Origin of the sequence: Streptomyces bicolor, from assembly GCF_000719285.1 — a bacterium.
Taxonomy (GTDB): domain Bacteria; phylum Actinomycetota; class Actinomycetes; order Streptomycetales; family Streptomycetaceae; genus Streptomyces; species Streptomyces bicolor.
The window spans coordinates 17,046-31,952 of record NZ_JOFS01000003.1 but is presented as its reverse complement, the minus strand read 5'-3'; the positions used below and the strand labels follow the sequence as shown (position 1 = coordinate 31,952).

General features: G+C 70.4%; 11 protein-coding genes and 2 pseudogenes. 5 read left to right on the top strand and 8 right to left on the bottom strand.

Going from position 1 to position 14,907, the window contains the following annotated elements:
* Positions 1 to 80: 80 nt before the first annotated feature.
* From IF78_RS0104065 to IF78_RS0104035, 7 genes are all read right to left on the bottom strand, one after another.
* Complete coding sequence (locus IF78_RS0104065) at positions 81 to 1,181, bottom strand: calcium:cation antiporter (RefSeq protein ID WP_031477437.1); 1,101 nt, start codon at positions 1,179 to 1,181, stop codon at positions 81 to 83.
* 131 nt (positions 1,182 to 1,312) lie between these two features.
* Positions 1,313 to 1,462 carry a hypothetical protein gene (locus IF78_RS48255; protein WP_167348302.1) on the bottom strand — a complete coding sequence of 50 codons (150 nt, stop codon included), beginning with the start codon at positions 1,460 to 1,462 and terminating at the stop codon, positions 1,313 to 1,315.
* A 138-nt stretch (positions 1,463 to 1,600) separates the two neighbouring features.
* Entirely contained in the window at positions 1,601 to 2,602 is a 1,002-nt protein-coding gene (locus IF78_RS0104055; RefSeq protein WP_031477438.1) for a TerC/Alx family metal homeostasis membrane protein, read from the bottom strand.
* A gap of 224 nt (positions 2,603 to 2,826) precedes the next feature.
* Positions 2,827 to 4,902, bottom strand: a complete 2,076-nt coding sequence (locus IF78_RS0104050) for a TerD family protein (protein ID WP_031498032.1) — start codon at positions 4,900 to 4,902, stop codon at positions 2,827 to 2,829.
* Between the two features lie 63 nt (positions 4,903 to 4,965).
* Entirely contained in the window at positions 4,966 to 5,544 is a 579-nt protein-coding gene (locus tag IF78_RS0104045; protein ID WP_031477440.1) for a TerD family protein, read from the bottom strand.
* A 197-nt stretch (positions 5,545 to 5,741) separates the two neighbouring features.
* Positions 5,742 to 7,889, bottom strand: coding sequence for an excinuclease ABC subunit UvrB (uvrB, locus tag IF78_RS0104040; protein ID WP_031477441.1), 2,148 nt, complete (start codon positions 7,887 to 7,889; stop codon positions 5,742 to 5,744).
* A 40-nt stretch (positions 7,890 to 7,929) separates the two neighbouring features.
* The gene (locus tag IF78_RS0104035; protein ID WP_031477442.1) at positions 7,930 to 8,796 is read right to left on the bottom strand and encodes an MHYT domain-containing protein; all 867 of its coding nucleotides are present in this window, start codon (positions 8,794 to 8,796) and stop codon (positions 7,930 to 7,932) included.
* Positions 8,797 to 9,074: 278 nt separating this feature from the next.
* Between IF78_RS0104035 and IF78_RS0104030 the strand changes: the two are divergent.
* From IF78_RS0104030 to IF78_RS43305, 3 genes and pseudogenes are all read left to right on the top strand, one after another.
* Positions 9,075 to 9,932: pseudogene (locus IF78_RS0104030) on the top strand (glycerophosphodiester phosphodiesterase); the annotation flags it as partial.
* Between the two features lie 77 nt (positions 9,933 to 10,009).
* Positions 10,010 to 10,564 carry a methylated-DNA--[protein]-cysteine S-methyltransferase gene (locus IF78_RS0104025; RefSeq protein WP_031477444.1) on the top strand — a complete coding sequence of 185 codons (555 nt, stop codon included), beginning with the start codon at positions 10,010 to 10,012 and terminating at the stop codon, positions 10,562 to 10,564.
* Between the two features lie 147 nt (positions 10,565 to 10,711).
* Positions 10,712 to 12,000: pseudogene (locus tag IF78_RS43305) on the top strand (MFS transporter).
* 350 nt (positions 12,001 to 12,350) lie between these two features.
* Here IF78_RS43305 and IF78_RS0104015 read toward each other — a convergent pair.
* Positions 12,351 to 12,779, bottom strand: a complete 429-nt coding sequence (locus IF78_RS0104015; RefSeq protein WP_031477445.1) for a VOC family protein — start codon at positions 12,777 to 12,779, stop codon at positions 12,351 to 12,353.
* A gap of 98 nt (positions 12,780 to 12,877) precedes the next feature.
* Here IF78_RS0104015 and IF78_RS0104010 point away from each other — a divergent pair, with 98 nt between their 5' ends.
* Both IF78_RS0104010 and IF78_RS0104005 read left to right on the top strand, forming a co-directional pair.
* Positions 12,878 to 13,786, top strand: coding sequence for a pseudouridine-5'-phosphate glycosidase (locus IF78_RS0104010; protein WP_031477446.1), 909 nt, complete (start codon positions 12,878 to 12,880; stop codon positions 13,784 to 13,786).
* Positions 13,787 to 13,973: 187 nt separating this feature from the next.
* Entirely contained in the window at positions 13,974 to 14,864 is an 891-nt protein-coding gene (locus tag IF78_RS0104005; protein ID WP_037639683.1) for a carbohydrate kinase family protein, read from the top strand.
* The last annotated feature ends 43 nt before the right edge of the window (positions 14,865 to 14,907 follow it).

Here is a 14,907-nt window from a genome sequence, read left to right as displayed (position 1 = left end):
CCGGTACGGCGAGGGGCACATGGCCCGCGGCCGACGCAGAGGGTGACTGCGTAGGGACGGCGACCATCGATGAACGGCGGCTACGGATTGATCGCGAGCTCCAGATACGCCGCGAACAGCACCAGGTGGACGCCGCCCTGGAGCGGTGTCGCCCGCCCCGGCACGACCGTCAGCGAGCTCACCACCACTGTGAGGGCGAGCAGCACCATGTGGGTGGGGCCGAGGCCGAGGACGAGCGGCCCAGAGAGCCAGATGGAAGCCAGGGCGACGGCGGGGATGGTCAGGCCGATGCTGGCCATCGCCGAGCCGAGCGCGAGGTTCAGACTGGTCTGCACGCGGTCACGGCGGGCGGAGCGCAGCGCGGCGATCGTCTCGGGGAGCAGCACCAGCAGAGCGATGATCACGCCGACGACGGCGTGGGGCAGGTGGGCGGCCGCCACTGCCGACTCGATGGTGGGTGACACCCCCTTGGCCAGACCGACCACGCCGATCAGGGCCAGGCCGAGCAGCCCGAGGCTGATCAAGGCGGTGCGGGCGGATGGCACGTCGGCGTGGTCGTCCGCGGTGACCACCTCGCCCTGCCGGGTGATGGGCAGGAAGTAGTCGCGGTGCCGCACGGTCTGGGTCGCCACGAACAGGCCGTACAGGATCAGCGAGGAGAGCGCGGCGAACGTCAGCTGCACGCTGGAGAACTCCGGCCCGGGCTTGCTCGTCGTGAACGTCGGAAGCACCAGGCTGAGTGTGGCCAGGGTGGCGACGGTCGCGAGCGCGGCTCCCGTGCCCTCGGGGTTGAAGACCGCTGTACGGTGCCGCAGGGAGGCGACCAGCAGGCACAGGCCGACGATGCCGTTGCAGGTGATCATCACGGCGGCGAAGACCGTGTCCCGGGCGAGGGTGGAGCTCTTGTCGCCGCCGTCGGCCATCAGGGTCACGATCAGGGCGACCTCGATGATCGTGACGGCGACGGCGAGGACGAGGGAGCCGAAGGGTTCGCCGACTCTGTGGGCGATCACTTCGGCGTGGTGTACGGCGGCCAGAACGGCCCCCGCGAGGACCAGCGTCACCAGCGCGACGACCGCGCCGGGCAGGTCCCGTCCCCAGGTGAAGACCAGCAGGACGACCGCGAGCACCGGCACGAAGGACGTCCACCGGGTTGTGAGCGGCCTGAGCCGAGCGATCATGGAGCGATCGTCGCAGAGGGCTTGGGGGTTCGCATTCCGGTCCGTGGGGGTCTCAGGCGGCCCCGCGCCCTCGGGATGCGGGGCCCCTGTGGGTCGTATGTCGCTACGCGAAATCGGTCATGTCCTGTACGTCAGCGGTTGGCCTGACCCCGGTCCTTGAGGACGAGACGGCGTGTGGGGCCGCCGCTGCGACCCGCCAGGCGCTGCTCCGTCTCCTGGGCCAGTTCCCTCATCTCGTCGATGCGGTCGGTCTCGAAGTCGATGATCTGCGCGAATTTCATGGGTGCATCCACAGGTGCCTCAGCCCCGGCGGTGGTGTCCCCGGCCGGGGACACCCATCACCCGACGAAGCACCGGGAGTGGTGCCGCAATTCGCTGGGCACCACTCCCGGTGTTGGTTTTTCCTACGTCCGCCGTGGTCAGACGTCGATGCTGTCCTTCGGAGCGCTTGCGCTCTTCTCCTGCGCCGCCTCGGCCGCCGCCTGCTTCTTGGAGGCCCTCAGGCTGGTGATCGTGGTGACGATCAGGACCGAGCAGATCACGCCGAGCGAGACCGGAATGCTGATCTCGGGGACGTGGACGCCGGACTCGTGCAGCGCGTGCAGCACCAGCTTCACGCCGATGAAGCCCAGGATGATCGACAGGCCGTAGCTGAGGTGGACGAGCTTCTTCAGCAGGCCGCCGATGAGGAAGTACAGCTGCCGCAGACCCATCAGCGCGAAGGCGTTGGCCGTGAACACGATGTACGGGTCCTGCGTCAGGCCGAAGATCGCCGGGATGGAGTCCAGGGCGAACAGCACGTCCGTGGTGCCGATCGCCAGCATCACGACCAGCATCGGGGTCATGACCCGCTTGCCGTTCTCCTGGATCCACAGCTTGGTGCCGTGGTAGCGGTCGGCGACACCGAACCTGCGCTCGGCAGCCTTGAGCAGCTTGTTCTCCTCGTACTCCTCGTCCTCCTCGTCGGCCCGGGCCTCCTGGATGAGCTTCCAGGCGGTCCAGATCAGGAAGGCGCCGAAGAGGTAGAACACCCACGAGAAGCTGGCGAGGATCGCGGCACCCGCGGCGATGAAGATGGCCCGCAGCACCAGGGCTATGAGAACACCGACAAGCAGCACTCGCTGCTGGTACTGGGACGGCACCGCGAACTTCGCCATGATCAGGACGAAGACGAAGAGGTTGTCGACGCTCAGCGACTTCTCGGTGATGAAGCCCGCGAAGAACTCACCGGCGGGCTGTCCGCCGCCGAAGATCAGCAGGCCGAGGCCGAAGAGGCCGGCCAGGGCTATCCAGACGACCGTCCAGATTCCGGCTTCCTTGATGGATACGTCGTGCGGCTTGCGGCCGATGAAGAAATCGACAGCGATCAGGGCGGCAAGGCCCACGATGGTCAGGACCCACAGGGTCGTGGAAACTTCCACTGCGCCTCCGGCAGTCGTAACGGCAAATGTCAGCGTCGTCGCGCGCCGGAGGTCTCTTCCACCCACGATGGGCCGACGCCCCGGGATCTGGCCGGATCCGTATTGACGGGTACGTCGCAGCAGACAGGGAGTACTCCCCTCCGTGGGATGAACAGTACCCCAATCACCAAGGAAAGGTAAAGCGCTTGGCAAAAGAAACACCAAGTTGGCAGGTCAGAGGCGTTTTACCAGCGCTTGGCCCGAGCTGCGGCGACCTGTGTGAGCACCTGCTGGAGCACCTGGCTGCCGGACGGCACGAGTGAGGGCTCGTAGGTCCAGGCATGCCCCACCCACGGGTCGGCGAGGTGGTCGTCCGGCACCGGGGTCAGTCGCAGCAGCGAACGCCACAGTGGGTCGAGCAACGGGCCGTAGCCGGCCGCCTCCTCACGGTCCGCGACCATCATCAGGTGGACGCCGACGGCCGGCCCTTCGTCCGCCAGGTAGCGCAGCTGGTTGACGGCCCGGTCGTCGAAACCATGCGGGAAGTCGTTGACGATCAGCAGTTGCTCGGCAGTGTCGAACCCGGGCGGCAGGGAGTCGGGCGCCCCGCCGCGCACCGCCATCTGCACAAGGTCGACGCGCTCAGTGAGCCGCGCCAGGGCCTCCGCGACTCCCGCGGCACCTAGGGCGGGCGGGGCCGCGAGCACGCCGGTCTGCACCAGCGGTGCGAGTGGCTGCGCGCCCGAACCGGCCGGATCGATGACGTGCACGGTGAACTCGCCCGCCGGATAGACGGCGAGCAGCCGTGCCGCGTGCGCCACCGCCGTCTCCATCGCGAGACGCCGCAGGTCGTGGGAGTCGGTGAACGAGCCGTCGAGCGATCCGCTGCGTCCGCTGTCGATCCACAGACCGCGCTCCAGCGGCAGCCGGACCAGCATCGGGATGCGCAACCGGTCGCTTTCGGGCAGGTGGAGGTCGCCCAGGCGCAGGGCCATGGGTATCTCCATCGGTACGCGGTAGCCGTGCCAGACGGGGTTGTCCCAGCGCGCGTAGGCGGGCGGCAGCGCGGGTTCGACGACCTCGGCCTCGGCGGTGAGCTGGGCGATGTCCCGGTCGAGCGCTGCCCTGGCCTGGTTGACGAGCTGGGCGTGCTTGGCCTGGGCCTCCTCGCGCGCGGCGTCGCCCTGTCCGCCGATCCGGCTGCGCGGGTCCGACAGGACCTGGTCGAGCTCCTTGTCCATGCGCGAGTCGGCGAAGTCGACCGCGCTGCGGTACGCGGCGGTCGTACGGGCCAGGTCCTCGAACATGCCCCACACCTGGTTGTAGAGCCGCTCGTCCATGGACCAGCCGGTCGCGTCGCCGGCGACGGGCTGCGCGGGCTGCCCGGGCTGGGCCGGAGGCGCGGTCGGCGGGGGCGGCGGAGCCGCGTTCTGGCGGCGCGGGTGGCTGTAGTTGATCGAGCCGCCGGACGTGGGCGCGGACGGCTGCGCGGAGTCGGCGGCGCCGGTTCCGCCCTGGTACGACGTTTGCGGCGCGGGCTGCCCCGATACACCGGGCGTCTGGAGGTCGTACGGGGAGTTGGGCTGCGGTGTCGGCTGCCCGGGACCGCCCGGTGCCTGGGTACCGTAGGGCGACGTCGGCTGCGGTGGTACGGGGCCGGGGCCGCTCTGCGGTGCGGGGCCGCCCTGGTCCGGGCCCAGCGCCGGTGCGGCCGCCTGCCGGGTGCGGTCGCCGTCCGCCCGTGGCGGGGGTGCCGGCAGCGAGCGGGCCATGCCCTGGGCCACCGCCTCGTTGATGCCGCCCGCGAGTTGGTGGGCCTGGGCCAGCCCCTGGTCGGTGAGGAGGTCGGCGAGCCCACCGGCGTAGCCCTGGCCGATGGCGCGTACCTTCCAGGCGCCCTGGCGGCGGTACAGCTCCAGGGCGACCACGGCGGACTCGGCCTCCAGGCCGGCGATGGTGTAACTGACGACCTCGGTGCCGTCGAGGCCGGTGACCGCGACGACGGGGGCGCGGACAGCGCCGAAGCGGGTCGGGCCGGCGACGCCGGTCGGCAGGGCGAGCAGCACACTCACTCGGTGGACGGCCTCCGGCATGGCGTCCAGGTCCACCGCGAGGCGATGGTCGGCGGCTGCCTGCCTCGAGACCTCGAGGCCGGGCAGGGTGGGGGCGCCGGGGTGGGCCACCCATTCGACGCCGTCGATCCTGCCCTGCTCGTCGCCGAGTGTGGCTCCGGCGACGATCGGCGTGCCGGCCGAGACCCGGATCTCCAGTCGGGCCTGGGAGAGCGGGTGGTTCTGCCCCCGCACCAGCTCGGCCGTCATGCCTTCGTCCCCCTGTGTCGCTTGTCGTGTCGTGTGCCGCCCGCCGGGGCCGCCTCGCAGGTCCTACAGGTGCGGCAGGATCGCCGGCATCAGGTCCTGGAAGGTGCGGCCGTTGGCCGGGGTGCCGAGGGCCGTCATCGTCCAGCCCGGGCCCGAGCGGTGCACCTTCGCCATGATCTGGGCCGTGTAGGAGCCGCCGCCCGCGAGGGTGTAGCGGGCGAGCTCCTGGCCGTTGGTCTCGTCGACCAGGCGGCAGAACGCGTCCTGGACCTCCTGGAAGGTCTGGCCCGTGAAGGAGTTCACGGTGAAGACGATCTGGTCGATGTGGACCGGGACGCGCGCGAGGTCGACGAGGATCGCCTCGTCGTCGCCGCCCTGGCCGACACCGCCGACGAGGTTGTCACCGGTGTGGCGCACCGAGCCGTCGTCGCTCACCAGGTGGCGGAAGAAGACGACGTCGATCGGCTGCTTGTCCGCGAACAGGACGGCGGAGGCGTCGAGGTCGACCTCACGCGTCCGCGAGCCGAACAGGCCGCGCCGGGGAGCCGCCTGCCAGCCGAGACCCATGCGCACCGCGGTCAGGCTGCCGCCGTCGTTCTTCTGCAGACTGATGGCCTGACCCTTGGTCATGTTGACGGTCACGTGCTGATTCCCCTCTCGAGCTGTCCCCTGTTGCCCGCGGGCTCCGCGGATGACCAGAACCCTACGCAGGGGCACTGACAGTGCCGTACCCCGGTACGTACTTTGTGTCGGTCTTGCAACACAGCGCGTGCCCGGCAAGACCTCGAAGGCCTTCCGGGGCGCCGGTCGCGGGGCGTGGACCGGCGCCCGTGGTCCCGTCAGGCCAGGCCCGCCTCCTTCATCTGGCGCAGTTCCTTCTTCATCTCGGACACCTCATCGCGCAGCCGGGCCGCGATCTCGAACTGCAGATCCGCGGCTGCGGCGCGCATACGCTCCGTCAACTCCTCGATCTGCTCGGCGAGATCGGCCGCCGGACGGTCGGTGGGCACCGTCTCCTTGGCCTTGCCCTTGGCGGACTTGGCCGCCTTCGCGCCCTTGGCCGCCTTGTCACCGAGGGAGGGCACGGGCGCCTTGGTGCCCCGGCCGTCCTTCTTCGCGCGGTAACCCGTGCCGAGCAGTTGCTCGGTGTCGACGTCCTCGCGGGCGATCTGCGCGACGATGTCGTTGATCTTCTTGCGCAGCGGCTGGGGGTCGATGCCGTTCGCCTTGTTGTACGCGACCTGCTTCTCCCTGCGGCGGTTGGTCTCGTCGATGGCCTTCTCCATCGCCGGGGTGATCTTGTCGGCGTACATGTGGACCTGGCCGGAGACATTGCGCGCCGCGCGGCCGATGGTCTGGATGAGGGAGGTGCCGGAGCGCAGGAAGCCCTCCTTGTCGGCGTCGAGGATCGCCACCAGGGACACCTCGGGCAGGTCGAGGCCCTCTCGGAGGAGGTTGATGCCGACGAGGACGTCGAACTCGCCGGCGCGCAGCTCGCGCAGCAGCTCGACACGGCGCAGGGTGTCGACGTCGCTGTGCAGATAGCGCACCTGGATGCCGAGCTCCAGGAAGTAGTCCGTGAGGTCCTCGGCCATCTTCTTGGTGAGGGTGGTGACCAGGACGCGCTCGTCCTTCTCGACCCGCGCCCGGATCTCGTGGACCAGGTCGTCGATCTGGCCTTCGGTGGGCTTGACGACCACCTCCGGGTCGACGAGACCGGTGGGGCGGATGATCTGCTCGACCTGGCCGTCCGAGCGGGAGAGCTCGTAGGTGCCCGGGGTCGCCGACAGGTAGACCGTCTGGCCGATGCGCTCCTGGAACTCCTCCCACTTCAGGGGCCGGTTGTCGAGCGCGGAGGGCAGCCGGAAGCCGTGGTCGACGAGGGTGCGCTTACGCGATGCGTCGCCCTCGTACATGGCGCCGATCTGCGGCACGGTGACGTGCGACTCGTCGATGACGAGCAGGAAGTCGTCCGGGAAGTAGTCCAGCAGGGTGTTGGGCGGGGAGCCGGGCGAGCGGCCGTCGAAGTGCATCGAGTAGTTCTCGACGCCGGAGCAGGTGCCGATCTGGCGGAGCATCTCCAGGTCGTACGTCGTGCGCATCCGCAGGCGCTGGGCCTCCAGGAGCTTGCCCTGCTTCTCCAGTTCGGCCAGGCGCTCCCCCAGCTCCTTCTCGATGTCGTTGACGGCCCGCTCCATGCGCTCGGGGCCGGCGACGTAGTGGGAGGCCGGGAAGACGTACAGCTGCTCGTCGTCGCTGATGATCTCGCCGGTGAGCGGGTGCAGCGTGGACAGGGCCTCGATCTCGTCGCCGAACATCTCGATGCGGACGGCGAGCTCCTCGTAGACCGGGAAGATCTCGATGGTGTCGCCGCGCACCCGGAAGGTGCCGCGGCTGAAGGCCATGTCGTTGCGCGTGTACTGGATGTCCACGAAGCGACGGAGCAGTTGGTCCCGGTCGATCTCCTCGCCGACCTTGAGGGGGACCATCCGGTCCACGTACTCCTGCGGGGTGCCGAGGCCGTAGATGCAGGAGACCGAGGCGACCACGACGACGTCGCGGCGGGTGAGCAGCGAGTTGGTCGCGGAGTGGCGCAGGCGCTCGACCTCCTCGTTGATCGAGGAGTCCTTCTCGATGTAGGTGTCCGACTGCGGGACGTACGCCTCGGGCTGGTAGTAGTCGTAGTACGAGACGAAGTACTCGACGGCGTTGTTCGGCAGGAGCTCGCGGAATTCGTTCGCCAGCTGGGCGGCCAGCGTCTTGTTCGGCGCCATCACCAGGGTGGGGCGCTGGAGCTTCTCGATCATCCACGCGGTGGTGGCGGACTTGCCTGTGCCGGTCGCGCCGAGCAGGACGACGTCCTTCTCGCCGGACTCGATACGCCGGGCGAGATCGGCGATGGCCTGCGGCTGGTCGCCGCTGGGCTGGTAGGGGCTGACGACCTCGAAGGGCGCCACCGTGCGTTCGATGCTGGAAACGGGCCGCATGGAATCCACCGTACGACCCGCCACTGACAACGCGGTCCGATCAGTGGTTTTGCGGGGTTCGGGAGCTTCGGTGCCCCTGCGCGCGGCGCGGCCGCAGCGGGGGGCGGCGGGTCGGGTGCGGGACGGTGGCGTGGGCCGGGACGCCCGGCTTGTGCTCGACGGGGGCCCCGGTGGGTTTCCCCATGACCATCTTCGGGTCGAACAGCACGACGGCGCCCGCGAGGAGGAGGAAGGCGAGCGGGCCGACCAGCATCGGCGCGAGCAGGGAGGCGGGTGAGTCGCCCTGCGAGGCGGACTCAGTGCCGTGGAGATGCACGCTGAGGGCGGCCATGCCCGTGTAGTGCATGCCGCTGACGGCCAGGCCCATGACGAGGCTCGCGCCCACGCTCCACAGGAATCCTCTGACCTGCCCGGCTGCCCACAGGGCGGCCGTGGCCGCCACCATCGCTATCACGACGGAGACGGCGACGGTGAAGGTGTTGTACTCGAGCTTGCCGTTCAGCTGCATACCGGCCATGCCGAGGTAGTGCATCGAGGCGATGCCCAGGCCGGTGATGGTGCCGCCGGTGAACAGGGCCGTTCCGCTGGCCCCCTTGTAGCCGACGATGAAGATCCCGATACCCACCATGACGATGGCGACGGCCAGGCTGGCGAACGTCATCGGTTTGTCGTAGTGGATGGGTGTCTCCTCGACCGTGAACCCCATCATCGCGACGAAGTGCATGGTCCAGATGCCGGAGCCGATGGCCGCCGATCCCAGGGCGAGCCAGCCGGGGCGCCAGGAGTGCGAGACGAGCATCGATCTGGTGGTGCAGCGCAGGCCGAGGGCACCGCCGAGGCAGGCCATGAGGTAGGCCACCAGCGGTGTGACGAGTCCGTAGCTGAAACCGTCGATCGTGCCCTGCATTCGCGGCTGCCCTTCCCGCCCTCTTACGTCCCGGAACTCCGTGAAATGCGCCCCCTCCCACGACCGCCCGAGCGGTCAGGGTTGAGGCAGAGAGTAACTCCCACCGCAATGGTCGAACGATTTTCCGGCAAAGAAACACGGGCTTGCCCCAGTTGTGCGGCACGGGTGAGCGGGCCTGGGCAACTCCATTCAATCTGTGGCCATTCTGTACTCCTTCGCCGTTGACCCTCTGCTGTCACAGTTGAGCTGTCCGTGATCGTTCGACGCGAGGAGTACGCATGCACGCGCGCGCTGTAGTCGCCACGACGACCGCGCTCCTGGGGACCGCCGCTCTTCTGCTCCCCGGCTCCGACGCCCGGGCCGGCGCCGAGCCGCCCACGGTCATCGCCCACCGGGGGGCCTCCGCCTACGCCCCCGAGAACACGCTGGCAGCCGTCGACAAGGCCGCTGAACTGGGCATCAGCTGGGTGGAGAACGACGTCCAGCGCACGAAGGACGGCAAGCTGGTCGTCCTGCACGACGACAACCTGAAGCGCACGACCGATGTGGAACAGGTCTTCCCCGACCGGGCGCCCTGGAAGGTGAAGGACTTCACCGCCGCCGAGATCGCCCGCCTGGACGCGGGCGGCTGGTTCAGCCCCGTGTACGCGGACGCGCGCGTGCCGACGCTGGAGCAGTTCATGGACCGCGTGGAACTTCACCACCAGAACCTGCTCCTGGAGATCAAGAATCCCGATCTGTACCCGGGCATCGAGCGACAGACCCTCAAAGTGCTGGACAAGGCGGGTTGGCTTGATCCGCACCACCTCGCGGGCCGGTTGATCGTGCAGAGCTTCAGCGTCGACAGCACACGGACCGTCCACAAGCTGAAGCCGGCGGTCAAGACCGGCTTCCTCGGGACGCCACCCACGGCCGACCTCGCCGGTTACGCGACCTTCGCCGACCAGATCAACCCCTCGTACGGCTCCATCTCCCGGAGCTATGTCGCCTCCGTCCACGCGTTCACGGGACCGCACGGCAGGCCGCTGGAGGTCTTCACGTGGACCGTGAACGACGCGGACACCGCCCGGCTGGTCGCCGGGTACGGCGTCGACGGCATCATCACCAACAATCCCGACGTGGTGCGGGACGCCGTGTCCGAGGATGCGGGGCCCGCGCAGGAGCGCACGTCCGCTCCCGTGGCGTTGTCAGTGGCGGGTCGTACGGTGGGCGCATGGACAGCCATGGGCAGTACGAGCAGCAGGTCGCGTGGGCCGTCGTCGGTACCGACATCGGTCCACTGATGCTGGCCGCGACCCGCGACGGCCTGGTCAGCGTCGTCTTCCACGCCACCGAGAAGGTGTGTGAGAAGGCGCTCGGCCGACTGGCGTCCCGGCTGGGCACCGAGCCGGTCGAGGCGCCGGACTCCCCACTGCTGGCCGAGCCGATACGTCAGGTGAAGCAGTACTTCGCGGGTACGCGGCGCGACTTCGAGCTGCCGCTGGACTGGGCGCTCATCTCCGGCTTCAACCGGGAGGTGCTGCGCGAGCTGGCCTCCGGGGTCCCGTACGGCACCGTCGTCGGGTACGGCGATCTGGCCGGGCGGGTCGGGCAGCCGGGTGCCGCGCAGGCGGTGGGGATGGCGATGGGCGCCAATCCGCTGCCTGTGGTGGTGCCCTGTCACCGGGTCGTCGAGAGCGACGGCGGAATCGGTGGATTCGGGGGTGGCCTGGAGACCAAGCGGAAGCTGCTCGCGCTGGAGGGGGTGCTGCCGGAGCCGCTGTTCTGAGGGCTGTGTGGGCCTCAGAGAGTTCGGCAGCGTTCTGCGTCGGTCGCCTGCGCGGGGCGCACGGGTTGGGCGGGTGGGCCAAGAGGGGGAGACTGCGCCTGTGAGGACACTTTTCACGCACCTGTACGCGGACGCCGGGTGCGCCCGGTGACCGCCGTCGAGCGGCAGGTCGTCGCGACCGTCACGCCCGACCGGTTGCCGGCCCTGCGGCGCCGTATATCGGCCGTGCTGATCGCGACGCAGATCCTGGGCGGGCTGGGTGTCGCCACCGGCATCGCGCTCGCGGCCGTGCTGGCCGCGGAAGTCAGTGGCGCCGAGTCCTTGTCCGGGCTCGCGCCCACCGCGACCGTCGCCGGTACAGCGGTGCTGTCGATGCCGCTGGCCGCGCTGATGACCGCGCGAGGGCGCCGTCCCGGACTGGTGCTGGCCTATCTCATCGGGGCGGTGGGCGCCGGTGTCACGGTGATCGCGGCCAGGGTCGGGAGCTTTCCGCTGCTGCTGTGCGGGATGGCCGCGTTCGGCGCGGCCTCGTCGGCAATCTGCAGGCGCGGTTCGCGGCCGCCGATCTGGCCGAGCCGGAGCGGCGGGCCCGGGCCATCTCGCTCGTCGTGTGGGCGACGACCATAGGCGCGGTACTCGGCCCGAACATCGCCGCGCCCGCCGGCCGCAGTGTGACGGGTCTCGGGATACCCCCGGCGGCGGGTCCGTTCCTGTGGGCGGCCGGGATCTTCCTGATATCCGCGGTCGTGGTGGCCGTGCTGCTGCGGCCGGACCCGCTGCTGACGGCGCGGGCGCTCGCGCCCGCCGAGGAGCAGTCGCCCGCGGGTCGTTCGCTGCGCGCCGGGCTGGCCGCGGTGGCCGCCTCTTCGCGGGCGCGGCTCGCGGTGGTGACGGTCGCCGTGGCGCACACGGCGATGGTCTCGGTGATGTCGATGACCCCGGTCGACCTCGCGCACCACGGCGCGGGTATCGACCTGATCGGGCTGGTCATCAGCGGGCACATCGCGGGCATGTACGCGTTCGCGCCGCTCATGGGGCGGTTGGCGGACCGGCTGGGGCGGCTGTCGGGGATCGGGCTCGCCGTGGGACTGCTGGCATGCGCGGTGTTCCTCGCCGGTACGGCGGGCAGCAGTCATGGGCAGACGGCCTTGGGGCTGTTCGTGCTGGGGCTCGGCTGGTCGGCGGGGCTCGTCTCCGGTTCCGCACTGCTCACGGACTCCGTGCCACAGCCCGCGCGGGCCGCCGCCCAGGGGCTGTCGGACCTGATCATGAACGCCTCCGCGGGCGTCGGCGGAGCGATCGCCGGGCTCGTGGTCGCCCAGGCGAGCTACGCCTGGCTCAACTTCACGGCCGCGTGTCTGCTCGTCCCCTTGGCGGCGCTGGCGCTGGTCACGCGGGGCAGGCGGCGGGCGCGGGATGTCTCGGTGAACGGTTGAGGTCGCGCCGGGCCGTCACTCGTGGGTGAGTGGCCGAGCCAGGTGATCGAGGCGCCCACGTGGCGTTCGTACGGCGCAGGCACGGGCGTGGGGTTCAGGCAGCGAACACAGCGTGGCCGCCCCACGTCCGGCGCGGCCTTGGTCGCCGTGCCGGTTCGCGGCCGGGTTCTCTCGGGACGCGCGCGAAGGCTGCCCGGGAAACGGCGGCGGTAGCAGACTCCGGCGTGCCCACAACCGCTGGCATCCGACTGGCAGCCGGAAGTGAGGATGCACCGCGCGGCTGCGCCGAGTTGGACCGGGGCTCCAGCCGTAAAAAGGGGGCCCGCGCGCGGACCCCCTTTCGCGGCTCCCTAGTCGTAGTGCCGGGCCTCGAACACGTTGCCGTCGGGGTCGCGGAAATAGAAGCTGCGCTTGGCCTTGCCGCGGGCGCCGAAGGAGTCGTGGGAGATGTCCGACACGGGCGCGCCGCGTTCCTCAAGGCGGGCCCGCAGGGCATCGAGGTCGTCTCCGGGCAGGGCCAGGCAGACGTGGTTGACCGGGTGGCCGGAGCTGTCGGCGGCGCCGGGAAACATCGTCATCCGCTCCGCCATGGCGAGCGGCATGAGGTCGAGGATCGTCTCCGCGTTGAGGCGCACCGAGGGGAACGGAACCGCCCCCGCGGAGTATTCGGAGAGCCTGACCGGCTCCATGCCGACCGCCTTCTCGTAGAAGTCGGCCGACGCCACCGGATCACGTACCCAGAGGACGACATGGTCGAGACGTGCAGTGTTGTCCGTCATGCCCCCAGGCTGGTGTCGTCTCCCACAGGCCGCAAGGGTTTGACCCGGTGCGCCGACCGCCAGAGATGAGGGAAGACCGACTGACAGGAGGCAGGCGCGTGGTGCTGGTGGTGTCCGAAGAAGTGCGGGGGGCGATCGACGCGCGTCAACCCGTGGTGGCCCTGGAGTCCACGATCATCGCGCACGGGTTGCCGCGTCCGCGCAATCTGCAGGTGGCGCTGGAGCTGGAGGACGTCGTACGGCGGGAAGGCGCCGTTCCCGCGACGATCGCCGTGCTGGACGGCCGACCCCATGTCGGGCTGGACAAGGAGCAGCTGGAGCGGGTCGCGAACGAGGACGGGATCCGCAAGCTGGGCCACCGGGATCTGCCGCTCGCGGTGGCCTCCGGGGCGAGCGGAGCGACCACGGTGTCGGCGACGGCTCTGCTCGCGGCCCTCGCCGGCGTACGGGTGTTCGCGACGGGTGGGCTCGGCGGTGTGCACCGGGAGTGGACGGTGACGCAGGACGAGTCGGCCGACCTGGGGCTCCTGGCGCGCACGAGGATCACGGTGGTGTGTGCCGGCGTGAAGTCGATCCTCGATGTCCCGGCGACCCTGCAACGACTGGAGACCCTGGGTGTCGCGGTGGCCGGCTACCGCACGGAGCGCTTCCCCGGCTTCTACCTCTCCGACTCGGGCCATCCCGTGGACTGGACGCTGCAGTCGCCGCAGGAGGTGGCCGAGGTGATGCGCGCTCAGGACACGCTCGACGGGCCCGAGTCGGCGCTGATCGTCGCCAACCCGGTGCCGGAGGAGGAGCAGCTCGATCCCGAACTGCACGCGCGTGTACTCGCCGACGCGCTGCACGCGTGCGAGGAGCGGGGCGTCACCGGTCAGGCGGTCACTCCGTTCCTGCTGGACTACTTGGTACGGCACACGGACGGTGCCTCGCTGAGCGCCAATCTCGCGGCGGTGCGCGGCAATGTACGGCTGGCGGGTCGGATCGCGGCAGCCTGGACCGGGGCGTGAGCGGGACGTGACCGGGACGGGGGCACACGGGACCGGGAGCGAGGCGCTCGGTCGCGAGCCGGGGAACGAGGCGCCGCGTGGTCACGAGCCGGGGAACGAGGCAGCGGCGCACGAGCCCGCCGGTGGCGGGACGGGGACCGCCGGTTCGGGGGGCGCACCGGCCGACAGTGGGTCCCACGGCGGCGCCCTGCTGGTCGTCGGGGACGTGGTGACGGACGTCATCGCCCGGCACCGGGGACCGCTCGCCTCGGGCACGGACACGGCTGCGGCCATCCGGACGGTGCCGGGCGGCGCGGGCGCCAATGTGGCCTGCTGGGCCGCCCATTGGGGCTGTGCGGATGTGCGGTTGCTGGGGCGGGTCGGCGCGGACACGGCCGCATGGCACGAGCGCGAGTTGGCCGCCGGCGGAGTACGGCCCTGCCTCGTCGTGGATCCGCACGCGCCGACCGGGACGGTGATCTGCCTGGTCGACACCGGGGCCGCCGCCGAGCGCACGTTCCTCACCGACAGCGGCGCGTCACTGCGGCTCGAGCCCGGTGACTGGTCGGACGCGGTGCTCGACGGTGTCGCCCGACTGCACCTCTCGGGCTACCTGTTGTTCTCCGAGCAGGGCCGGGCGCTCGTGGCGGTGGCTCTGGAGTCGGCACGCGCGCGTGGCGTGCCGGTGAGCCTGGATCCGGCGTCGGCGGGGTTCCTCGCAGATCTCGGCGTCGGCCGTTTTCTGGCGTTGGTGGAGGGCGTGGACGTCCTGTTGCCCAGCCGCGACGAGGCGTGCCTGCTCACTGGGCTGCCCGATGGGGCGGACGCGGCGGCCAAGTTGAGCCGTCATGTCCCGCTGGTGGTGGCCAAGCAGGGCGCTCACGGCGCCCTGGTCGCCCGGTCGGGCACCGTGAGCGCCCGCGTCTCCGCCGTACCGGCCACGCCGAAGGACACGACGGGTGCGGGCGATGCCTTCACCGGCGCCTTCCTCGCGACTCTCCTCTCCGGCGCCGTACCGGAAGCCGCGGCTCGGGAGGGGTGCCGGGCGGGGGCGCTGGCGGTGGAGCGGGTGGGAGGGAGGCCGCCACGGCTGGGGTGACGGCCGCTCGTACGGCGAGTTGCCTCCACCGTGCGCGCTCCCT